This is a genomic window from Nonomuraea sp. NPDC004186 (assembly GCF_053603495.1).
Genome location: NZ_JBSGFQ010000101.1, coordinates 26,038 through 46,194 on the forward strand (window position 1 = coordinate 26,038; position 20,157 = coordinate 46,194).

Annotated in this window: 22 protein-coding genes, 1 pseudogene and 1 riboswitch; of the genes and pseudogenes, 14 read left to right on the top strand and 9 right to left on the bottom strand. The window is 68.1% G+C overall.

The features are described 5' to 3' along the window. Positions 1-105: 105 nt before the first annotated feature. The 5 genes from ACWEPL_RS50115 (at position 106) to ACWEPL_RS50135 (ending at position 6,288) form a co-directional block, all read left to right on the top strand. On the top strand, positions 106-759 hold the full coding sequence (locus ACWEPL_RS50115; protein WP_452440504.1) for a (2Fe-2S)-binding protein: 654 nt from the start codon (positions 106-108) through the stop codon (positions 757-759). 6 nt (positions 760-765) lie between these two features. Continuing rightward, positions 766-1,746: an FAD binding domain-containing protein gene (locus ACWEPL_RS50120; protein WP_452440505.1), complete on the top strand. Its 981-nt coding sequence runs from the start codon at positions 766-768 to the stop codon at positions 1,744-1,746. Then, positions 1,743-3,938: a xanthine dehydrogenase family protein molybdopterin-binding subunit gene (locus tag ACWEPL_RS50125; RefSeq protein ID WP_452440506.1), complete on the top strand. Its 2,196-nt coding sequence runs from the start codon at positions 1,743-1,745 to the stop codon at positions 3,936-3,938. The genes ACWEPL_RS50120 and ACWEPL_RS50125 overlap by 4 nt, the downstream gene beginning before the upstream one ends. A gap of 293 nt (positions 3,939-4,231) precedes the next feature. Then, a complete protein-coding gene (locus ACWEPL_RS50130) occupies positions 4,232-5,101 on the top strand; it encodes a M56 family metallopeptidase (RefSeq protein WP_452440507.1) in 870 nt (289 codons plus the stop codon). A 14-nt stretch (positions 5,102-5,115) separates the two neighbouring features. Further along, positions 5,116-6,288, top strand: a complete 1,173-nt coding sequence (locus tag ACWEPL_RS50135) for a DegT/DnrJ/EryC1/StrS family aminotransferase (RefSeq protein WP_452440508.1) — start codon at positions 5,116-5,118, stop codon at positions 6,286-6,288. Positions 6,289-6,331: 43 nt separating this feature from the next. On the opposite strand, the gene ACWEPL_RS50140 is transcribed toward ACWEPL_RS50135, so the two are convergent. Both ACWEPL_RS50140 and ACWEPL_RS50145 read right to left on the bottom strand, forming a co-directional pair. Then, the gene (locus ACWEPL_RS50140; RefSeq protein ID WP_452440510.1) at positions 6,332-7,108 is read right to left on the bottom strand and encodes a glycoside hydrolase family 25 protein; all 777 of its coding nucleotides are present in this window, start codon (positions 7,106-7,108) and stop codon (positions 6,332-6,334) included. A 12-nt stretch (positions 7,109-7,120) separates the two neighbouring features. Beyond that, a riboswitch (cyclic di-AMP (ydaO/yuaA leader) is annotated at positions 7,121-7,266 on the bottom strand. 226 nt (positions 7,267-7,492) lie between these two features. Continuing rightward, positions 7,493-8,113, bottom strand: coding sequence for a LuxR C-terminal-related transcriptional regulator (locus ACWEPL_RS50145; protein WP_452440511.1), 621 nt, complete (start codon positions 8,111-8,113; stop codon positions 7,493-7,495). A gap of 379 nt (positions 8,114-8,492) precedes the next feature. Between ACWEPL_RS50145 and ACWEPL_RS50150 the strand changes: the two genes are divergently transcribed. Then, complete coding sequence (locus ACWEPL_RS50150; protein WP_452440513.1) at positions 8,493-9,071, top strand: hypothetical protein; 579 nt, start codon at positions 8,493-8,495, stop codon at positions 9,069-9,071. A gap of 38 nt (positions 9,072-9,109) precedes the next feature. On the opposite strand, the gene ACWEPL_RS50155 is transcribed toward ACWEPL_RS50150, so the two are convergent. The 4 genes and pseudogenes from ACWEPL_RS50155 to ACWEPL_RS50170 all read right to left on the bottom strand — a co-directional run. Beyond that, positions 9,110-9,244, bottom strand: a complete 135-nt coding sequence (locus ACWEPL_RS50155) for a hypothetical protein (RefSeq protein WP_452440514.1) — start codon at positions 9,242-9,244, stop codon at positions 9,110-9,112. A gap of 126 nt (positions 9,245-9,370) precedes the next feature. Beyond that, positions 9,371-9,511, bottom strand: a complete 141-nt coding sequence (locus ACWEPL_RS50160; protein ID WP_452440515.1) for a hypothetical protein — start codon at positions 9,509-9,511, stop codon at positions 9,371-9,373. A 549-nt stretch (positions 9,512-10,060) separates the two neighbouring features. Continuing rightward, a complete protein-coding gene (locus ACWEPL_RS50165; protein ID WP_452440516.1) occupies positions 10,061-10,729 on the bottom strand; it encodes a copper resistance CopC family protein in 669 nt (222 codons plus the stop codon). After that, positions 10,726-11,826: pseudogene (locus tag ACWEPL_RS50170) on the bottom strand (Dyp-type peroxidase); the annotation flags it as partial. The gene ACWEPL_RS50165 and the pseudogene ACWEPL_RS50170, both read right to left, overlap by 4 nt. Between ACWEPL_RS50170 and ACWEPL_RS50175 the strand changes: the two are divergent. Beyond that, on the top strand, positions 11,796-12,323 hold the full coding sequence (locus tag ACWEPL_RS50175) for a hypothetical protein (RefSeq protein WP_452440517.1): 528 nt from the start codon (positions 11,796-11,798) through the stop codon (positions 12,321-12,323). The pseudogene ACWEPL_RS50170 and the gene ACWEPL_RS50175 overlap by 31 nt on opposite strands. A gap of 7 nt (positions 12,324-12,330) precedes the next feature. Here ACWEPL_RS50175 and ACWEPL_RS50180 read toward each other — a convergent pair whose 3' ends face one another. After that, complete coding sequence (locus ACWEPL_RS50180; RefSeq protein WP_363984930.1) at positions 12,331-12,651, bottom strand: ArsR/SmtB family transcription factor; 321 nt, start codon at positions 12,649-12,651, stop codon at positions 12,331-12,333. Positions 12,652-12,849: 198 nt separating this feature from the next. Here ACWEPL_RS50180 and ACWEPL_RS50185 point away from each other — a divergent pair, with 198 nt between their 5' ends. From ACWEPL_RS50185 to ACWEPL_RS50205, 5 genes are all read left to right on the top strand, one after another. Next, entirely contained in the window at positions 12,850-13,701 is an 852-nt protein-coding gene (locus ACWEPL_RS50185) for a cation diffusion facilitator family transporter (RefSeq protein WP_452440518.1), read from the top strand. 16 nt (positions 13,702-13,717) lie between these two features. Continuing rightward, positions 13,718-14,071, top strand: coding sequence for a cupin domain-containing protein (locus ACWEPL_RS50190; RefSeq protein WP_452440519.1), 354 nt, complete (start codon positions 13,718-13,720; stop codon positions 14,069-14,071). Continuing rightward, positions 14,068-15,315 carry a threonine synthase gene (locus tag ACWEPL_RS50195; RefSeq protein WP_452440520.1) on the top strand — a complete coding sequence of 416 codons (1,248 nt, stop codon included), beginning with the start codon at positions 14,068-14,070 and terminating at the stop codon, positions 15,313-15,315. The genes ACWEPL_RS50190 and ACWEPL_RS50195 overlap by 4 nt, the downstream gene beginning before the upstream one ends. Before the next feature lie 29 nt (positions 15,316-15,344). Continuing rightward, the gene (locus ACWEPL_RS50200; RefSeq protein WP_366317060.1) at positions 15,345-15,776 is read left to right on the top strand and encodes a Fur family transcriptional regulator; all 432 of its coding nucleotides are present in this window, start codon (positions 15,345-15,347) and stop codon (positions 15,774-15,776) included. A 601-nt stretch (positions 15,777-16,377) separates the two neighbouring features. Continuing rightward, positions 16,378-17,454, top strand: a complete 1,077-nt coding sequence (locus ACWEPL_RS50205) for an ImmA/IrrE family metallo-endopeptidase (protein ID WP_452440522.1) — start codon at positions 16,378-16,380, stop codon at positions 17,452-17,454. 78 nt (positions 17,455-17,532) lie between these two features. Here ACWEPL_RS50205 and ACWEPL_RS50210 read toward each other — a convergent pair whose 3' ends face one another. Further along, on the bottom strand, positions 17,533-17,934 hold the full coding sequence (locus ACWEPL_RS50210) for a hypothetical protein (RefSeq protein WP_452440523.1): 402 nt from the start codon (positions 17,932-17,934) through the stop codon (positions 17,533-17,535). A gap of 776 nt (positions 17,935-18,710) precedes the next feature. Here ACWEPL_RS50210 and ACWEPL_RS50215 point away from each other — a divergent pair. Beyond that, positions 18,711-18,962, top strand: coding sequence for a hypothetical protein (locus tag ACWEPL_RS50215; protein ID WP_452440524.1), 252 nt, complete (start codon positions 18,711-18,713; stop codon positions 18,960-18,962). A gap of 181 nt (positions 18,963-19,143) precedes the next feature. On the opposite strand, the gene ACWEPL_RS50220 is transcribed toward ACWEPL_RS50215, so the two are convergent. After that, entirely contained in the window at positions 19,144-19,593 is a 450-nt protein-coding gene (locus ACWEPL_RS50220) for an NUDIX domain-containing protein (RefSeq protein WP_452440525.1), read from the bottom strand. Between the two features lie 335 nt (positions 19,594-19,928). Here ACWEPL_RS50220 and ACWEPL_RS50225 point away from each other — a divergent pair. Beyond that, positions 19,929-20,157: hypothetical protein (locus ACWEPL_RS50225; RefSeq protein WP_452440526.1), on the top strand; the 229-nt coding region annotated here is incomplete at its 3' end.

The following is a 20,157-nucleotide window of genomic DNA, read 5'->3' on the forward strand; positions in this document are numbered from 1 at the left end:
CGCGACCGGCCGCCGCTGCGAAGCGTGCGGTCGTCCAGGTTCTACGGCGATGGCCGTCCGCCTCCTCTTGCGCTGCTGATTCATTTGTGACGGGAAGGAATAGATATGTCTGATGAAGCCCCTGCGTCTGCTGGTCCAGCCTCTGCCACAGCCGACGGGTCCTCCTCGACGCTCAGCCGGCGTACCTTCATCACGACCGCCACTACCGTGGGGGGCGCGGTCGCGGCCGGCGGGCTCATCCCGCAGTCTCCGGTGAGCGCCGATCCGGCGGCCGCCGCTGAGGTGCCGCTCAGCGGGCGGGTGTCGCTGACCGTCAACGGCGAGCGGCACGCCGCGTCGATCGACAACCGGACGTCGCTGCTGGATTTGCTGCGTGAGCAGTTCGGGCTGACCGGAACCAAGAAGGGCTGCGACGCCGGGGCGTGCGGCGCCTGCACCGTGCTGGTCGACGGTCGCCGGGTCAACGGCTGTCTGACGCTGGCGGTACGGCTGGAGGGCGCCGAGGTCACCACCGTAGAGGGGCTGGCCCTTGACGAGGACGACGACCTGCACCCGCTGCAGCAGGCGTTCATCGACCATGACGCCTTCCAGTGCGGCTACTGCACCCCCGGCCAGATCATGTCCGGCGTCGGCTGCATCCGGGAAGGGCACGCCGGCTCGCCGGAGGAGATCCGGGAGTGGATGAGCGGCAACATCTGCCGCTGCGGCTGCTACGTGAAGATCGTCAAAGCGGTCGAGCAGGCCGCCGGCGGGAAGTGAGTGCCGATGTATCCCTTCTCCTACACCAAGGTCTCCGACGTCGGTGGCGCGATCGCCGCCGGGCGTCGCGGCGGCCGCTACATCGCCGGCGGCACCACCCTGGTGGATCTGATGCGCGAGAGCGTCGAGCGCCCCGGCGAGCTGGTCGACATCAGCGCCCTTCCGCTGAGAGGAGTGACTGCCACCGCGGGCGGGGGCCTGCGCATCGGCGCGTTGGTGTCGATGTCCGAGGCCGCCGCTCACCCCAAGGTGCGCGGCACGTTCCCCGTCATCTCGCAGGCATTGGAGCTGAGCGCCTCGCCCCAGCTGCGCAACATGGCCACCATCGGCGGCAACATCATGCAGCGCGCCCGGTGCACGTACTTCCGCGACGTGACGGCGCGCTGCAACAAGCGGCAGCCGGGCTCGGGGTGCGCGGCGGTGGGCGGCTTCAACCGCAGCCACGCCATCCTCGGCGCCTCCGACCAGTGCGTGGCCACCCACCCGTCGGATGTCGCCGTCGCGTTCGCGGCGCTGGAGGCCACCGTGCACCTGCTCAGCCCGGACGGGGAACGCGGCGTCGCCTTCGCCGACTTCCTGCTGCAGCCGGGCAGCACCCCGGACCGGGAACAGGCCCTGCAGCCAGGGGAGTTGATCACAGCCGTCGAGATCCCGGCCCATCCGCGCCCGCTCAGATCCGGATATCTGAAGGTTCGCGACCGGCAGTCGTACGAGTTCGCGCTCACGTCGGCGGCCGTCGCCCTGCATGTGCGGGGTGGGGTGATCCGTGAGGCGAAGGTCGCCGCCGGAGGCGTGGGCACCGTGCCGTGGAAGCTGCCCGCCGTCGAGCGCCGGCTCATCGGCGAGCGGCCTTCCGAGGCGCTGTGGGCCGAGGCGGCCGAGCAGGCGGTCGACGGAGCCCGGCCGCTGCACCACAACCGATTCAAGATCGAACTGCTCAAGCGCACCGTCGAACGCCAGCTGCGCGTCGTAGGAGGTATGAAGTGAGCCCCCAGCCGCAAGCCGCCGTGGGCGCGCCGCTGTCCCGGGTGGACGGGCGGCTGAAGGTCACGGGCAAGGCGCTGTACGCCGCCGAGCACGACGTCGATGGCGTCGTGCACGCGGTCATCGTCGACAGCGGCATCGGCCGTGGACGTATCACCTCGATCGACACCCGGGCCGCCGTGGCCCACCCGGGGGTGCTGCGGGTGATCAGCCACCTCAACGCGCCGAAGCTGCCGTACTGCGACAACTCCGGGTCGAACAACCCGCCCGGGCGGCGGCTGCGGGTCTTCCAGGACGACCGGGTGCTCTTCTACGGCCAGCCGGTCGCCGTCGTGGTGGCCACCACCTTGCAGGCCGCGCAGCACGGTGCCGGCCTGGTCGAGGTCCGCTACGACGCCGAGCCGTCCTCGACTGATCTGCACGAGGCCGAAGCGGATGAGCCGACGCGTTATGCGCGCGGCGATGCCGAGGCCGGCCTGCGTTCCGCGGCCGTACGAATGGACCTGACCTACCGAACGGCGCGCAACCATCACAACCCGATGGAGCCGCACGCCACCATCGCCCGCTGGAACGGCCACAGGCTCACCGTCTGGGACAAGACCCAGTGGGTCGTGGGCACGCAGACCGAGCTCGCCGCGGTGTTCGGCATCCAGACGCAGGCAGTACGGGTGATCTCCCCGTTCGTCGGCGGCGCTTTCGGCTCGGGGCTGCGGTGCTGGCCGCACGTGGTCGTCGCCGCGGTGGCCGCCCGCGAGACGGCTCGTCCGGTCAAGCTCGTCCTGAGCCGCAAGCAGATGTACTTCGGCACCGGCTTCCGGCCCTCCTGTGAGTACCGGCTGCGCCTGGGCAGCGACCGGGGTGGGCGCCTGACCGGCATGGTCCACGAGATGGACGCCGAGACCTCGTCGTACGAGAAGTTCACCGAGTCCATCCTGGCTCCGGGGCAGATGCTCTACAGCATGCCCAACGTCTCGCAGGCATACCGGACGGTGCCGCTGGATGTGAACACCCCGCTGTGGATGCGCGGCCCCGGCTTCGCCACGGCGTCCTTCGTCATCGAGTCGGCCATGGACGAACTCGCCCACAAGCTCGGCATCGACCCGATCGAGCTGCGCCGGCGCAACGAACCGGCGCAGGACGAGTCGAAGAAGCTGCCGTTCTCCACCCGCCGGCTGCGCGAGTGCTACACCGTCGGCGCCCACGAGTTCGGCTGGCGCCGCCGATCCTCCAGGCCGCGTTCCCGGCGCGAGGGCGACTGGCTGATCGGCATGGGCATGGCCGCCGGCGTCTACGACACCGCGCGTTTCGCCGCACAGGCCCGGGTCCGCCTGAACGCCGACGGCACCGCTGTGGCAGAGGCCGCCGCCAGTGACATGGGGCCGGGCACCTACACCTCCCAGACCCAGGTCGCCGCCGACGCCCTCGGGCTGACCATGCGCACGGTGACCTTCCGGCTCGGTGACTCGCTCTTCCCGCCGACCCCGCCGCACGGCGGCTCGATGACCATGGCAAGCGTCGGCTCCGCCGTGCTCGACGGGTGTAACCAGGTGCGACGGCAGGCGATCAAGCTGGCCGTCGAGGACCGTGGCTCGCCGCTGTATGGAGCGGACGCCGACGTCGTCGTCGTCCGCAGCGGCCGGATGCACGTCGAGGACGACCCCGCGCGCGGCGAGACGTACCAGCAACTCCTGGCCCGCAACAACCGCTCCCACCTGGAAGCGCTCGGCTCCTTCGCCGGGCCGTCCGGTCCCGAGCGGCACTCCTTCTACGCCTACAACGCCACCTTCGCCGAGGTGGCCGTCGACGCGACACTGGGGCTGGTGCGGGTGCGGCGCATGCTCGGCGTGTACGACGCGGGCCGCATCATCAGCCCCAAACTCGCCCACAGCCAGGCGATCGGCGGCATCGTGGGCGGCATCGGCACAGCCCTGCTGGAGCACACGGTCACCGATCACCGTGACGGCCGGATCGTCAACGCCAACCTGGCGGACTACCTCGTCCCCGTCAACGCCGACGTCCCCGACATCAAGACCATCTACCTGGACGGCGAGGACCGCGAGGCCGACCCGCTCGGCGTCAAGGGACTGGGCGAGGTCGTGCACGTCGGCGTGGCGCCCGCCATCGCCAACGCGGTCTTCAACGCCACCGGTCGCCGCATCCGCGAACTGCCCATCACCGCCGAAGCACTGCTCTGACCCGGGCGCTCCAGCGACTCCTTCTTGATGGTTTCGAGGTAGGTGTCGAGGTGGTCGAATTCCCAGACGTTCAGTCCGCAGGCTTTGAGCAGGGACGGTACGTCGAGGTCGGCTTCGGGGGCCAGGATGGCGCCTTGGGCGTCGGTGAGTCCGGCCCCGATCGGTTTGCCGGTGCCGAGCCCGTGTCGTTCGAAGGGCAACCCGTCTGCGGTGCTCAGCCAGTTCGTCCACGGTCTGAGCCCTGATGAGGAGGCGGCCCTGCGCGCGCTGCTCGACGGATCCGGGAGCGGCAGGTGAATCTGGAGATCTACCTTCCCGTCGCGCTGCTCACCATGGCGAGCACGCTGATGGCCTGGCGGCAGCCGCGCATGCACCCGGCCTGGCACGCCCGGTTGCTGATCCTTCTCATCGGAGCCACGGCCCTGACCGTGCTGGGCATGCTCGCCTTCGTCGTCATGATCGCGATAGGCACATTGACGGCGGCCAAAGCCACCGTGATGGGCCGCGTCCTCATCGGCCACGGGCAGGTCCCCGCGGCTGTCGCCGGTGTGGTGATCGTGCTCCTGCTGATCATGGGCGGCGCCGTCATCCATGCCGTCGCACGCTGGCACCGGGACCTGCGGGATGCCAAGGCGCTGGGCACGGGCGTGGTGGCCGACGAGCGCCCCTTCGCCATGGCGGTACCGGGAAGGCGTGGAGGAGTGATCCTCTCCAAAGGGCTGCTGAGCATGCTGTCCCGGCGGGAGCTGGAAGTGGTGCTCCGTCACGAGGCCGCGCACATCCAGTACGGCCATCATCTCTATCTGATGGCCGGCATCATCGCCACGAGGATCTTCCCTGCGCTGATCTACCCCTATCGGGCACTGTGCTTCGCCATCGAACGCTGGGCCGATGAACAGGCCGCCGCCGCAGTCGGAGACCGCGAGCTGACGGCGCGTACGATCGCCCGAGTCGCCTTGGCACAGCCGGCAGGGGAAGCCCGCACATTTCCTTCCCTGACCGGCTCTCACATCGCCCGCCGCGTCGAGGCCCTGCTCGGACAGAGCCCACCGGACAACCGCATCACGGGTCCGGTGCTGCTCAGCGGCGCCTGGATGGCCACGGGAAGCGCCATCTCACCCACTCTTACCCACCATGCCAGCTTGCTGCTTGTGCTGTTGTGACCACGGTGACGGGAATGTTCAAGCACCTGGAAACGGAATTCGCCGCTCGTCTCGGACGAGACTGTCTCGCCGTGCCGTCGAACAGGCTCGGCCTGTTCATGGTCCTGAAGCACCTGATGGCTCCGGGCGAGCGCCTGCTGATGTCACCGATCACGGCTGACGAGATCCTGTTCCTGGTGCTCGCCGCCGGGCTTCGACCGATCATGGCGCCGGTGTGCCGGCAGAGCGGCAACATCGACGCCACCCGGATCGACGAACTGAACTTCGACGGGGTGCTGACCACCAACCTGTACGGCCTGCCCGACGACGTCCATGCTCTTGGCAGGCTCTGCGCCGAACGGCGGATCCCCTTGATCGAGGACGCCGCCCACGCCCTGCAGACCACCGTCGGCGGCGTTCCCGTCGGCACCTTCGGCGCGGCGGGGGTGTTCAGCCTGTCCAAGCACGCGGGCGCGGCACCCGGTGGCATGATCGCCCTGTCGTCGCCGCATCAGCGGCCGGCTCTGCTGGAAATGCGAGAGCGCTGGAGCACTCCCCGGTACCGCACGGTGGAACTCGCCGCCCTGCTGAAGACGATCGCCCGCAACACGCTGGCCGGGACCCTGCTGTCCCTGCCCGCGTGGCACATGTCCCACGCCCTTGGGCTGCTGGAAAGCCGACAGGGCCACCGCATCGAGCTACGACGTACCGCGCTCGCCCCGAGACTGGGCGGTCTGGCCTCATCGGCGGCGGGCGTCGGCGCGCTGGATCCCTGGATCCGCGCCGACAACCACCACTACCGCGCGAGGCCCGGCAGCCTGACCGAGAGTTACGCGCTCCGCAGGATGCAGGTGATGGACCGCCGGAGGGAACGTCGCCTGGCAGGAGTGGCGAGCCTTGCCGGTCTCCCCATGGCCGCCCCTGCCGTACGGGATCACATCGACCAGCCGCTGTTCCGGGTGCCTCTGCTGGTCGAGAACCGCGAGCGTGCCATCGAAGCGTTGCGGGGACAAGGCGTGATCACCGGATACATCTACGATCCACCCTTCGACGACTACGCCCCCGGCCTGATCGAGCCCTCGCCGCTGCCGCAGGCGGCGAACTGGTGGGCCCGACACGTGCTGCCCGTGGATCCGCTGCAGGCCGAACAGGCCTGGCCGGTGCTCGCCACGCTCTCGTCACCCGAGGTACCGGCGCGGCCCGCCTGACAACGAAACCAGGGAGATCAGCGAGACCCGGTAGCGCCGCAGCTCAGGCGGCAGGACGGCCCAGGCCGCGCAGTTGGGCGGGGGTCAGCGCGGAGACGTTCTGGTCGATGGGGGATTCGGTGTACTGGTGGATGGCCCAGGACTTCCAGTCGGCGGGCGGGGTGATGGCGCCCTTGGCCTTGCTGTAGTGGGCGACCCACAGGGGGTACTGGGCCAGGCCCTTGCCGTAGGTGTTGGCGAAGTTCCAGCCGCTGTAGATCATCGGGGTGATTCCGGTCTTGGCCTTCACGTGCGACAGCCAGGTCTTGGCCCAGGTGTTGACCTCGGCCACGGACTTGCCGTCGGTGGTCTCCAGGTCCAGGACCAGCAGGTCGCCGGCCTTGGCGGGCTGCGAGTTCACCATGGCGAGGAAGTACTCCGCCTCGGCGATGGGGTTGTTGCTGGGGTGGCCGAAGTGGTACGCACCCCGCACGATTCCCTTCTTGCCCATTTCGCGCCAGTGGCGGGCGAACGAGGAGTCGCGGAAGGACGTGCCCTCGGTGGCCTTGATGATGCCGAACTGGGCCGGGCTGGCAGCCCAGTCGTACTGGGACTCGTACCTGGAGACGTCCACGCCGTAGGTGAACGCCCTGGTCCCCTGCTTGGCTTCGTGCCGCGCGTCGTGGTCGGTGGTCGAAGCGAGCGCGGTGCCGGTCGCGCCCGTGAGGGCGGCGGTCCCGGCCAGGATCGCGCCGGTGATGGCGAGGCTCAGGTGCTTGGCGGGAAGAGCGCGGTGGCTCTTGAGGGAATGGGCGAGTGCGGCAAGCCGGGGCTTGAGCATGAGGGTATTGACTCCTTGCTTCCATGCCGCCTACCGGGTTAGCTGACGGGTTCGGGCGTGGAAGTGCCCTACGGGCGCAGCCTGGGCTGGCGTCCGATTCACCCCGAAGAGAATGGGTCCCCGGTTCCGCGAGGGGGCGGATTCGGCGGCCGTACGCGACGCTGGGGGCGGCGTACGGTCTGGTCAACGAAACGGCAACGCAGCGACGGAAAGGTTGGTCACTGCGCTTATCACAGGTACGTAAAGGTATATATCTCCCCATGGATGCTGCAAGCGGGACAAATCCGATCTCCGGTGTATCGGGCCCGAAACGCCTTGCCGGTAGCAGGTTCGGAGCCAGGTAAAGGTTTGCGACGCGTCCCCGTTCGCTTCTGCTCGGCTGGGTCAAGCGGGCCCGGAACTCTCCCGTGCTGTCCCGGCGGTGTGGCCGGGGCGGTTGATGCCGGTCTCGTAGGCGAAGATCACGGCCTGGATGCGGTCGCGGAGGCCCAGCTTCATCAGGATCCGCTTCACGTGGGTCCTGATCGTGGACTCCTCGACGACGAGCGCGGCGGCGATCTCCCGGTTGGACAGGCCGCGGGCGACGAGTTCGAGGGTCTCGCGCTCGCGTGGGGTCAGCGCGTCGAGCCTGGCCTGGTCGGCGAGGTCCGGGGCGGGCTGCCGGGCCATGCGGTCGATCACGCGGCGGGTGACCGACGGCGACAGCAGCGCGTCTCCCGCCGCGACCGCGTGCACCGCCGCGATCAGCTCCTCGGGGCGGGCGCGCTTGAGAAGGAAGCCGGAGGCGCCGGCACGCAGGGCGCCGAAGATGTAGTCGTCCTGCTCGAACGTGGTGAGGATGAGGATCTTGACGTCGGGCGCGGTCCGGGAGAGCTGCCGGGTGGCGGCGATCCCGTCGAGGTCGAAGGGGCCTACAACCATACGGCCAAGCAGGTGCTTCACCTGGTAGGCGCCTCCGAGGAATCCCTGCGCCGCCTGTTTCCGGTGAAATTCGAGGTCCCTCACGACGCCTTCTTCGAGATCACCGGGATGCTGACCTTCGTTGCGTCGCTCGGGGTCGCCTGGTCCCAATGGGGCATGGCTCGGTATCGGGAGCATCTGTGTAGACAGGCGACTTGATCTTCATACTTTTCACCGGCTCTTCCCCTGAATGGGATAAGCCTGCGGCGTGGCGTCATGGAGCGGCTGACGGCGGCTGGAAGCATCGTACGAGTCTCGTCGGCTCGCTCGGCGGGCGAAGAGCGCCGCTCTCCGGCCTGCCGGGCGGTCGCGATCACGGCTCGTATTTCGGAAGGAATGGTACATGTCCACGCCAATTCCCCGAAAAGTAGCCGTAGTCGCTCCTGGTAGGCCGAAGGTGCGTCGCTCCGCCAGAAGAATGACCATGTCGACCATGGGCGGCTGCCTGTCGATGGTCATGGCCGCTGCCTTGCCTCTCTCGGCGCGCGCAGAAAGCGTCGACCACCAGGACGACAGCCTCGACCCTGGCCGCGGCCGGTGCTCACCGCGAACCTTCATCAGAGCCGATCGGCTTTCACCGAGGAACTTCCTCGTGCCCCGCACCCGCTACATCGACGGCCCCGGTGGGTCAATGAAGGTGGAGATCACACGGGAGCACCAAGTGCGCGCCGCCATCGAGGGATTTAACGACAGGCAAGCTGAGGTCAGCACCGGCGAGTTGGTTCGCAAATTGCGAAGGATGGGGTTTTCTTCTCTTCAAGAAGCGCACAAGGTCTTCGGCGGACACGAATATGAGAGAAAGGTCAGCAAGGGCATGTACGGCAACCTGTCGTACCGCGTCTTCGGCTACCGCATCGGGTGGTCGGCCTGGGCCGTCCTTGGCACGTGCCGCCGCGTCCGGATCGATTCGGGAATCGCCAACGTGCCCGCCAGGGTCGAAGGCTGGCGATACTGGGAGACCAAGCACCCGCGGTTCAAGGGCCGCCGACTGTCTTTCGCGTAATGCCTGGCCTCGGGATGTGACTCCCGTACTGGAGCAGGTCAGGGCTGCGGGAGGCGCGGCATCAGCGCGTTCGGCACCACCAGTTCCGCCCGCAGGCTCGCCGGCCGCGCCAGAGCATCGCTGCCGTCACCGGCGGACTCGACCTCGCCCTCCATCCGTACGGCATCGTGCAAAGCCTGGTCATCATCGACCGGCGACACTCGCACCGCCGTCCCAAGCCCTCCAAGCCTGAGGGAACCATGTGAGATTGGCCCCGGCTCGGGCAACGTCACCGCCTCGGGGAAGGCATTCAACCTTGCCTACTGTCGTCTGGAGTCGTTGTTGCAACCATGCAGCAACCCGTTGGCGGCCGTGGAGGCGAGATAGGCCGCCGCGGTCGGTGAGCCGGGGGCCCAGGAGGGAGCGCCGCGTTCGAGCAGGGCCAGAGGGATGAACATCATCACTGCCAGCGAGCCCGTCGCGAACGCGGGTGCTGGCGAGTGTCAGCCGGAGCAAGGGAGCGGGAGGGCGCCAGCGCCGACTTGGCGCGGCGGTGCGTTCCTCGCCGCGGGGGAGGAAGGCCAGGGCGACCCCCGCGGCTGCCAGGCCCGCGATCGCCCTGCCTGCCGACAAACAGACCCCCAGCAGGGCGTATACCTGTAGGCGCCGCGTTCCCGTGGTGACGCGGGCGAGAAGCTCCTGGGTGGCGGGCTCGTACAGCTCGAACGCCAGGCCCACCAGGACTACCGCGCCTGGGATGGCACGGTCCGCGGGGGCAGCCGGTCCAGCAGGAACGCTCCGATCCAGAGGTGAGCGCGGCGATCCCGAAGCTCGCCAGGGCGGCGAGGCGCCAGCTCGGGGCCGGTGAGCACCGCGAGGAAGGCCAGGGTTTAGGAGCCGAGCGGGTTGAGCACCCGTATCCACAGCAGCGTTCGCGCCGCCGCCGGGATCAGCTCCTGATGCTCGTGTCGGACTGGGAGCGCCCGTGCCCTGAGGCACGGGCGCTGTCGTCATGCTTTCGAGCTGCCGGCGCGCTTTCGGCCTGCTACAAAGACGGACACGCCGACGACGACCACCAGCGCGACCACCACGAGCAGGACGACCGGGAATGTTCCACCGCCGTTGCCGGTGGAGTCGGCGGCGGCAGGAGTGGCCGTGACCTGAGTCGGCGACGGCGGCAGCGCCGATGCCGCACTCGGCTCAGGCGAGGCGCTCACGCTGGCCGTGTCGGTAGGGGTGGGTTCGGGCGTGGGAGCCTTGAGCGTGAAGTGGAGCTCCTCGGCGACGGGGTGGCCGTCGGCGGAGACCACCCGGAACGCGATCGCGTAGCGTCCGTTGGCCAGGTCCGGCTTCAGTGCCTGGGTCAGGGTTTCGCCCTTGACCTCCGGCTTGCCGTCGGCGACCTTCGCGCCGCCGGGACCGGTGACGACCACCGTCACGTACTTGCTGTTGATGTCCTCGGTGAAGACCAGCTCGATGCTGGAGATCGCCTCTTCCACGGTTGAGTTGTCTTTGGGATCGCTGGACTTGAGCCCGGCGTGCGCGAACGCCGGAGCCCCGAAACCGGCGACCGCGGCGAGCGTGATCGCCAGTAGCACGAGAAGGCGGATGGGCAAGGAGCGATGAATCATGGTGAACCTTTTCAAAGGCAAGAACGGCGCGTTGGGGGTCGATTTCATGTCAGCAGGCCCTGTCCGATCCAGCCGTCGGGGTCGCAGCCCGGCGGGATGGCGAAGACGGCCGAGCCGATCGGCGTGGTCCACTCGTTCAGCAGGTCGGCCTCGGCCAGGCGCCGCTGGATGGGGACGAACTGGCGGGTCACATCGGCCTGGTAAGAGGCGAACAGCAGTCCTGCGTCGGCCTTGCCGTCCGGGCTGACGCCTTCGTCGTAGTTGTAGACCCGGCGCAGGATGCGCAGGCTGGGATCGTCGACGCGGGCGCGCCGGATGTGGGCGTACTCGGAGATGACGGGGAATCCGGTCGCGGTGAGCCGGGTGAAGTCCGCCTCGTCGTGCTCGCGGCTGCCGGTCAGCGGAGCGCCGTCGGCCAGGCGCCGGCCTATGGTGAACTCCTTGGCGGTCGTGTCGGCGGCGTCCCACGTCTCCAACTCGGCCCGGATACGCCGGAGCACCAGCGTGGTGCCACCGTGGAAGACCCCGTCGGCCGACCAGACGGCCCGGTCGAAGTCCGGAGTGCCGGGCGTGGGGTTCACCGTGCCGTCCAGCTGGCCCATGACGTTGCGCTGGGTCACCTCGCCGGGCTGGGAGTGGGCGGCGCGGCGGAACCCGCGCTGGGTCCAGCGGACACGCGCGAACGAACGCGCGTCCTTGACGATCATGCGTAGCGCATGACTGGCGGTCAGCGGGTCGTCCGCGCAGATCTGCGCCAGCAGGTCGCCGCCGGTCCATCGTTCCTGCAGCTTGTCCACGGCGAACGCGGGCAGGGCACGCACCGATTCCGGGCGCCGCTCGGAAAGCCCGGCGGCCTCGAAGAGGCCGGGGCCGAACCCGAAGGTGACAGTGAGCCGGGCGGGCAGTGCCGCCAGGTGCGGCTCGGTGTCGGCGAGTGCCGGCCGTCCCTGGGTGAGACGGCGGGCGTCGTCGGTCAGCAGGCGCATCAAGCGCGACAGAGCCTCGCGGTCGACACCGGTGCGCAGGTCGAAGGCGACGAACACGGCGTGCGCCTGCGGCGGTGTGGCGATGCCTGCCTGGTGCGGGCCGTGGAACGGCTCGACGCGGCTCGTACGTGCTGTCGTTCCAGTATCTGGCCCTGCCGCTCGAGCTCGGTGACAGGGGGGCGGTCAGCGTGCTGTTCGTGGTGTCCGCGCTGGTGGCCATCGCCGGGCAGGTGCGGATCACCGAGTGGGCGCGCGGCCGGTGGAGCGGGCCGCAGGCCGTGGTGCGCGGGGTCGCGCTCATGGCGCTCGCTTTCGTGCCCCTGACGGTGCCCGCTCCGGGCGGCCTGCGCACGGCCGCCGTGATCGCCTGCGTCGTGCTGCTGGCCCTGGGCGGCGCGTTGACGTACCCGTTCGAGATGGACACCGTCGTGGCTCTGTCGGGCGAGCGGCTCGTCGCCACCCACTACGGCCTGTACAACACCGTCGCGGGGATCGGTATCACCGTGGGGAACCTGCTGGTCGGAGCCCTGCTCGGCAGTGGCCGGGTGTGGGTCGCGCTTGCTGTCCTCGGCGCGCTCTGCGCCCTGGCCGTGGGCATGCTGAACCGCGGAGGGGTGCTCACGGTCAGAGCCGTGCCGGCTCACGCCGGCCGTTGAGGCTCGCTCAGTCGTGCCGGGGGATGCCCGACACCTCGTGGTCGGCGTGGAAGAGGGCCTCCTTGATGAGCGAGCGGACGTGGGCGTCGCGTGCCCGGTACAGCACGCGACGCCCGTCCCTGCGCGTCTCCACCAGCCCCGCGTAGCGGAGTTTCGCCAGGTGCTGGGAGACCGAGGGCCGCGCGACCGCGATGGCCTCGGCGAGGCTGGTGACGTCGTACTCGCCGGACGACAGCAGCCACATCAGCCGCAACCGGGTGCCGTCACTGAGCAGGCGGAAGGCATCGACAGCCGCTCTGACCTGCCTGTCAGTCGGTTGCTCCTGCACAGAGTTGGCACCTGATTCGTTGTCGCGTGCGTACATGGCTACATATATTGCCGTGGCGAGTCGTTTCAGGCAAGGAAGGCAGACATGTCGGATCAGCACGGTCACGGACACGGACATGGGCACGGCCACGGTGATGGGCACGGTCACGGCCATGGGCATGACCGTGGGATCAAGCGGGCCCTGGGCTCTCTCAAGCACGTGATCACCCCACACAGCCACGACAGCGCGGACAAGACCGACGCGGCTCTGGAGTCCAGCAGTCGCGGCATGCGGGTGCTGGCCATCTCGTTCGCCGCCCTCATGGTCACCGCCGTGGCCCAGGCGGTCATCGTCGCCTACTCCGGCTCGGTCGCGCTGCTCGGCGACACCTTGCACAACTTCGCCGACGCGCTCACGGCCGTCCCGCTGGCCATCGCGTTCTCGCTCGGCAGGCGTGCGGCGACGCACCGCTTCACCTACGGGTACGGCCGGGCCGAGGACCTGGCGGGCATCGTCATCGTGCTGCTCATCGCGGCGTCGGCGGGGCTGGCGGGCTACGAGGCGGTCAAGCGCCTCATCGACCCGCAGAACGTCGAGGCGCTCGCCTGGGTGGCCGGCGCCGGTTTCGTCGGGTTCCTGGGCAACGAGCTCGTGGCCCGGTACCGGATCAAGGTCGGCCGGGAGATCGGCTCGGCCGCGCTGGTGGCCGACGGGTTGCACGCGCGTACCGACGGCTTCACCTCGCTGGCCGTGCTCATCGGCGCCGGCGGCGCGGCGCTGGGCTTCCCCATCGCCGACCCGATCGTGGGGCTGCTGATCACCGTGGCCATCTGCTTCGTGCTGCGCGACGCCGCCCGCGAGATCTACCACCGGCTGATGGACGGCGTCGACCCGGCCCTGGTCGAGCAGACCGAGCAGGCGCTCGACCGCCCTCGCGGATGCGCCTTCCACGAACGCTGTCACCTGGCCCGGGAACGCTGCCACCACGACCTGCCCGCCCTGTCGCCAGGCACGCACGCGGCCGCGTGCTGGTTCCCGGCGAACAGATCATTGCCCGTTTCCCCCGCCTAGTCACGAGGAGGACGACATGCCCACCGTACTCAGCCCAGAAGACGTGGTGCCGCACGACACCGACGCCAGGAGGATCTGGCGGCTGCTGACCCCCGAAACCTGCGGCGCGCACCTCGGCGCCGTCGCCGGTCTCGTCGCCTACAAGTACCGCGCGCCGGCCGACGAGCCCTCGGCCGACCTGCTCGGGGATGGGCACGCGCGCGCCGAGTTCTACTACGTCGCGCAGGGCACCGGCGTGGTCCGTACGCCGACCGAACGGCTGGAGGTCGCCGCCGGTCAGGCCTTCGTCATCGAGGCCGGGATCCCGCACACCATCTGGTCCGACCGACCGGAGGAGCCGGTGCTCACCTTCTACGTGTCGCTCAAATGACGGCCGTCGCCTCCGCGGCGATCGCCCAGCGTTCGATGGGCGATCCCGCGATCGAGTACCCCCTGTGGCCGCCGCTGACGTCCGGCTGCCCCAAGACCAGCACCAAAGCCGTGAGCTTCCCGGTCGAGGTGACCTACGACTACGAGGCCGTCCCGCTTGACCTGTTCCAGCGGGAACGGCCGTCCGCGGGCCCGCACGGCTGGGCGCCCTTGCTGCCGCCGCTCGATGACCGGTTAGAACTCGGCATCGGTGACACCCCGTTGCTGTCGGTCCCGTCGATCGACCAGTTCACGGGCGCCCGCAGCCTGCTGAAGGACGAGAGCCGCAACCTGACCTGGAGCCACAAGGACCGGCTCAACCTCTGCACGATCAGTGCCGCCGCCCTGACCGGAGCACCCGGAGTGGTCGTGGCCTCCTCGGGCAACCACGGCGCTTCGGCCGCCGCGCTATCGGCACGCCTCGGCCTGCCGTGCGTGGTCATCACCTCCACAGGCATCCCCCCGGCGATCGGCTCGTTCCTCGCCGCGTACGGGGCCGCGGTGATCGTCGTCGAACGCGAGGCGCGCTGGCAGGTGCTCCGAGACATCGTCAGCAGGCTCCACTACCACCCCGTGAGCAACCTGACGACGACGCACACGGGGCACCCGTTCGGCGCGGAGGGCTACAAGACCATCGCCTACGAGCTGTTCCTCCAGCTCGACCGCACCGCGCCCGAGGCGGTGTTCGTGCCGACCGGGTACGGCGAGCTGCTGTACGGCGTCCACAAGGGCTTCGCCGAGCTTCGCGAACTCGGCCTCACCTCAAGGCTGCCACGGATGTACGCGTGCGAGCCCGCCGCGCGAGCCCCCTTGGCAAGAGCGCTCGACCTGGGACTGCCCGCCACCACCGTCGCCAGCGCCGACACCTCCGCCTACGCCATCGGCACCACGGTCAGCGGTTACCGCTCCACGGTCGCGGTGCGGGACAGCGGCGGCCAGGCGATCCGGGTCACGGACGAGGAGATGGCGGTGGCGCAGCGGGAGCTGGCCCGCGCGGGGATGTGGCAGGAACTGTCCGCGTCCGCCGGCGTCGCCGGACTGCGCCAGGTGACCGCGTCCGGTGCCCGGTTTGATGGGCCAATCGTCTGTTTGTGTACTTCGAGCGGATTCAAGGACAAGAACGTCGGGCAAGGGCCGTGGCAGGCGGGGGACGCCGATTGGACCTCGATACGGCGTGAGCTGCATCGGCAGGGGCTGCCTGTGTAGCCACCCCGGTAAGGAAGGAAGCTCAACCCATGGAACCCCCCAACGGGATCGGCAGTATCCGAGCGCTCGGATACCGGCTGACCTTCCAGCGCGAGCAGATCTACTACGCACTGGAACGCCTCGGCCACGCCACTCCCGACCAGGTCTCGCAGGTCCTGCCCGACGCCGCCGGAGTGAGCCTGTCCACCGTCTACCGAGTGCTCGATCTGCTGGAGAAGATCGGGCTCGTCCACCACACGCACGTCGGGCACAACGCCACCTACCACATAGGCGGCTATGACGATCATGTGCATCTCGTGTGCCGAGACTGCGCCGTCATCTACGAGGCCGACCCGCACCTGCTGGACTCCGCGTTCGCGGCGATGCTCAGAGATTGTCAGTTCGCCGCCGACGTGCGCCAGCTGGTCATCTACGGACGGTGCAAGTCATGCGCACCGGACGAGCACGGCGCGGGCGGTTAGTTCTGGGGAGTACGGGCAGGGCGGCGCCACCAGCCGGCGCCGCCCTGCCCGATCGCGCTGATCGGGCGCCGGTACTGGGAGGTGAGGCCGCCTCCCGCCCTTGTCGTGAGCCGAGCACTGGGGCAGCCCGTTTTCGGGTGCCTGCTTGGTCCAGCACCCGAGAGTGAGCGGCCACCAGCCCCACCGACGTACGTCCCGGCCCGTCGGCAGGGCAATCGAACAGCTCGCGACGCAGCCAGGTTTCTACGCGCTGACCTGGGAAACTAACGTCGAGTGCGATGCTTACCTTGACCGCCTCACGATAGGCTCGATGGTTTCGATGCGACAGGCTGCAGGCACAGCCCCGGCCCAAGTTGCCACGCCGAGCAATGAGCAGCCCGTAGAGCCTGATCAATCGCGCTGATCGCAGGGCCAATCCCGAGGGGATTCACCTCGGCAATCGATTCGTACGAGCGGGCGACACGTCGGCGGCTGTCAGGTCGGCGGTTGAGAACGCAGGGCGATCTCTAGGCGCAACGGTGTCGTCGAGGGGCCCAACAGAGACGATCCAGAACACATCCGCAGTTTCGTGGCGGTTTGAGGCATGGATGGAGGTGGTGTCATGGGCGTTGATACGGAGAGCGCGCGTCCATCCATGCTCGTTCTGGCTCGTGAGTCGCGGGCCATGACGCAGGCGGACGTTGCCGAAGCTATGACGAAGGCTCTTGATGGCGAGGGAGTGGTAAGCCAGGGTTACGTGAGCAAGGCGGAGTCAGGCCGCCTGGCAGTGTTCGGCGACCGGCTCGCGCTCTACGCGCAAGCTCTCCGCTACACGCCCCACCTCCTCTGCTTCGACGGTGATGCCGAGGGGGCCGGTGTCGGACTCATTCACCACCGCAAGAAGGCCTCGCTCGCCACGACCTCGCTGCGGACCGTTCATGCTCAACTCAATCTGGTTCGGCTGCAACTCCGTAATCTTCTGCAGGCAGTCGAGGTACGTCCTGCCGTCCTGTTCGAGCGCATCGAGGTGGATGACCGCGAGCCCGCCGAAGATGCGGCGCAGACGCTCCGCGCCAGGTGGGATCTTCCTCCCGGCCCGATCGAATCCGTTGTCGGCGCCATCGAGTCAGCCGGAGGTCTGGTTATTCGGCGTCCACTGGCAGGGCGTGAGCTCGACGCGGTAAGTCAGTGGCCTGAGGGAGAAAATCCGATCTTCATCGTCAACGCCCTTGCACCTGCCGACCGTCAGCGTTTTACGCTCAGTCACGAACTCGGACATGTGGCAATGCACGTCGTTCCGAACGGCCTCCAAGAGCAGCAGGCGGACCAATTCGCCGCAGAGTTCTTGCTGCCCGCCCGTGACATCGAATCCGACCTCAGGACTCATATCGATCTTGATCGCCTCTACGAGCTGAAGAAAGTTTGGCGGGTGTCGATGGCGACACTCCTCCGACGCGCCCAGACCCTGGGGGCAGTAAGTGGCTGGCGTCACCGCCAGCTGACCATCGAGCTGTCCACACTCGGATACCGCACGGCGGAACCCCAGATTTTTCCGCCGGAGAAACCGGCCCTGATCCCGGCCTTGATTCGGCATCTGCAGCAGGAGCGGCAGCTGGCAGTGGCAGACCTTGCGCGTCTTGCCGGACTGCATGAGGACGAGTTCATCGACTTCTTCCTCGCGGAGGCCGGCACTCCGTAGACCAGCAGTCCGGGCATGATCGTCGTTCTGGCCAGTCCTTCGAGCGGGGGATGCGCGGTCACATCGGCACCACCGACTTCATGACAGAGCGGATGGCGGCTTCCTCAAAACCAGTGCGCAGATGTAGCGCACCTTGAGCAGCTGACCATGTCCCGTGACAACGAACAGCACGGTTTCGCCAGTGGGGAAGCTCTCCATGTCGGAGGCGTACTCGACGTAGGAACTACGCAGCACATAGCCGGGCGCACCGCCGCCGACCGCCACTCTCTGACGCTCTTCCAGGACGAAGTCGGAAGCGTCACGGATGGACTTGAGGTACTCCTCCAGCGAGGCCGCCCCGGGAACGCCGCATCGACGGGATCGTCGATCTCGATACTGCCGAACACGCTCGGGCGCCCTGCCGACGGGGTCAGCCACGAGCGACTCTCGGTGGTCGCCGTCGGCGAGGTGACGGGTGCGTTCACCGGTTTGCTCCTGCACCCCTCGCAGCAGTCGCTGGAAACCGGCTCATCCGCAGCCCAGTGAACGTCCCACCCACAAAAGGTCAGCCCGCAACGCCCCACCCATGCGCGGAAGATGCCTGCTCAACTACTGTTTGCAACACGCTTTAAAGCACGAACGAACCTGGCCACCACGCCGGGTGACCAGGTCGACATGCTGGGACCCACGGGAGTGAAACCCGTGCCAATCCAATCCTCGCTCAACGGCGACGACGGCGGATGGAACGGCGGCTGCTGCCACCGCCGTCCCTCCTCCTCGGCCTCAGCCGCGGCCCAGGCCAAGGAGGTTCTATAGCCACGGGCAAGATCCTCGCAGCGGACATGTAGTACGGGAAGATCATGGATTCGCTCCTTTCGGGAAATCAACGGAGCGGTTGAGGGGCTGGAGCGCACATCCCCAACTATCTAGACCCACCTCTCATACAGCCACGTTACCCCGCTCATCATTCCCTGACTCAGGTGCGCCCGGCATGCGGGTCTGGGCCCGAGACAAGCCCACAGGCGTGGACATGTCGCGCCGTCATGCGCTGCGAGCCCGGCGACATGCTGAAGGTAGAGATTCTGGAGATCGTTCCCCTCGGTCAACGGATCGCGGGAGCAATACGGCGCCATCGGGAGCGAGCCGCGAAGCGAGCCAAGGCGACTTTTAGCGCGTGACCGGGACTATGGGATTGCTTTTCTTGACGCTTTCCGTGTCTGCGTTCAGGCTTCCGCTGTGTGCCACGTCCCGGCACATCAGGACACTGGGAGGGCATCATGCGGCGACGCTTCCTTGTGATCGACCCCCAAACCGAGGGCGGCCACTGCCCGGCCATGCAGCTGGACGAGGAAACCGGTGATCTGGCTTTTGCCGGGGAGACGATCACCGACCCTGACGACCTTGCGCAACTGCAAGCAAGCAGTGGGATCTCTCCAGGGGAGTCAGGGGTTCGCATTCCGCGTCGCATGAGAAGACTCGTCCTGGAGAAGCTCCTCGAACTCGAAGCAGAAGATCCCACCGTTCCCTGAGCTGCTCACGGCCACCACTCGCAGCGCCATCCACCTGGAGATGCGCGATACGCACTGGCCTGACAACCCCAACTTCCTGGCGTGGCTGGAGACGGGGAAGCTCCCGCGGCGTCGGCATCCGCCTCATCGCGGACGATCCGGACCGTCCGATGCCGGTCGACCTGCTGGCCCGTTCACACGGTCACAGGCCGATGTTGGACTTGGCGCCCATATAGGAGCCTGCGCCGGGCCATCCGGCCCGTGCCAACTCGACGAAACGCGAGGAGAAACCGATCGCCGGCAGGTCGGCCAGCGGCACGAACCGCACGCCGCGGATCGGCGTGGTGTCGGCGCCCTCGGCGCCCTCGGCGACCGCGCCGACTCTGCCGCCGGTCCGGGTGGCCTCGAACGTCAGGTGCACGACGTGGGTTCCGCCACCGGGCAGGTGGTCGCACACGTACAGCAGCCGGCCCACCTGAACCTGGATGCCGGTCTCCTCGCGCATCTCCCGGGCGAGGGCGTCGGCGAGGCTCTCACCCTCCTCGACCTTCCCGCCGGGCAGCGACCACGAGCGGCCGGTGTCGGTGTCCTGGTCAAGGAGTAAGATCCGATCGTCTTCGACGACGACGCCGGTGACCCTCACTTTCACCACCCGGGCACGCTATCCCACGAGGTCGTGTCACGTGCCGAGATCAGCCTGGTGGTGGCCGGAGGGTTGGGCACACGGGCACATGACCAAAATCGAGATCAGAGGCCGATGAGAGCCGAGAAACCCCAGGTCGAACGCGGTATTGAAGAGTAGGGCGGGTGGGACTTGAACCCACGACCCACGGATTATGAGAATCCTCGGTTGATGTCGCTCAGTGTCACGGAGTGCTGTTCTGTATTGTCGTGGCTGGGATTATCCCCGTCGTCGTGTCGGTCTGTGCCGACGCGTGCCGTGCTGTATCGCGTACACGCGAGCAACCACCGAGCAACCATGCGTTCTTGACCATCGGCGCGATGTGCCATTTGCCCCCATCTCGGCGCGGCTGTCTGGGGCCAGGCTTGCGTGGTGAACTCGAACTTTACGGCGGATCGAACGTGTGCGAGCAACCACCGAGCAGCCATCGCCTGGTCATTTGCGTCCACAGGCAGGATGGCTCGCAGCGGACCTCGGATGCGATGCATGGTCTGCCTGACGTGCATGGACGTGATTTTCGGCAGGCGCAGGGCA

Coding starts and splice junctions, on each gene's coding strand:
- ACWEPL_RS50200 (WP_366317060.1), top strand. CDS start 15,345: ATGGAACCCCCCAACGGGATCGGCAGTATCCGAGCGCTCGGATACCGG.
- ACWEPL_RS50115 (WP_452440504.1), top strand. CDS start 106: ATGTCTGATGAAGCCCCTGCGTCTGCTGGTCCAGCCTCTGCCACAGCC.
- ACWEPL_RS50195 (WP_452440520.1), top strand. CDS start 14,068: ATGACGGCCGTCGCCTCCGCGGCGATCGCCCAGCGTTCGATGGGCGAT.
- ACWEPL_RS50215 (WP_452440524.1), top strand. CDS start 18,711: ATGCGGCGACGCTTCCTTGTGATCGACCCCCAAACCGAGGGCGGCCAC.
- ACWEPL_RS50150 (WP_452440513.1), top strand. CDS start 8,493: ATGTCGACCATGGGCGGCTGCCTGTCGATGGTCATGGCCGCTGCCTTG.
- ACWEPL_RS50165 (WP_452440516.1), bottom strand. CDS start 10,729: ATGAAATCGACCCCCAACGCGCCGTTCTTGCCTTTGAAAAGGTTCACC.
- ACWEPL_RS50120 (WP_452440505.1), top strand. CDS start 766: ATGTATCCCTTCTCCTACACCAAGGTCTCCGACGTCGGTGGCGCGATC.
- ACWEPL_RS50190 (WP_452440519.1), top strand. CDS start 13,718: ATGCCCACCGTACTCAGCCCAGAAGACGTGGTGCCGCACGACACCGAC.
- ACWEPL_RS50135 (WP_452440508.1), top strand. CDS start 5,116: ATGTTCAAGCACCTGGAAACGGAATTCGCCGCTCGTCTCGGACGAGAC.
- ACWEPL_RS50140 (WP_452440510.1), bottom strand. CDS start 7,108: ATGCTCAAGCCCCGGCTTGCCGCACTCGCCCATTCCCTCAAGAGCCAC.
- ACWEPL_RS50160 (WP_452440515.1), bottom strand. CDS start 9,511: ATGATGTTCATCCCTCTGGCCCTGCTCGAACGCGGCGCTCCCTCCTGG.
- ACWEPL_RS50205 (WP_452440522.1), top strand. CDS start 16,378: ATGGGCGTTGATACGGAGAGCGCGCGTCCATCCATGCTCGTTCTGGCT.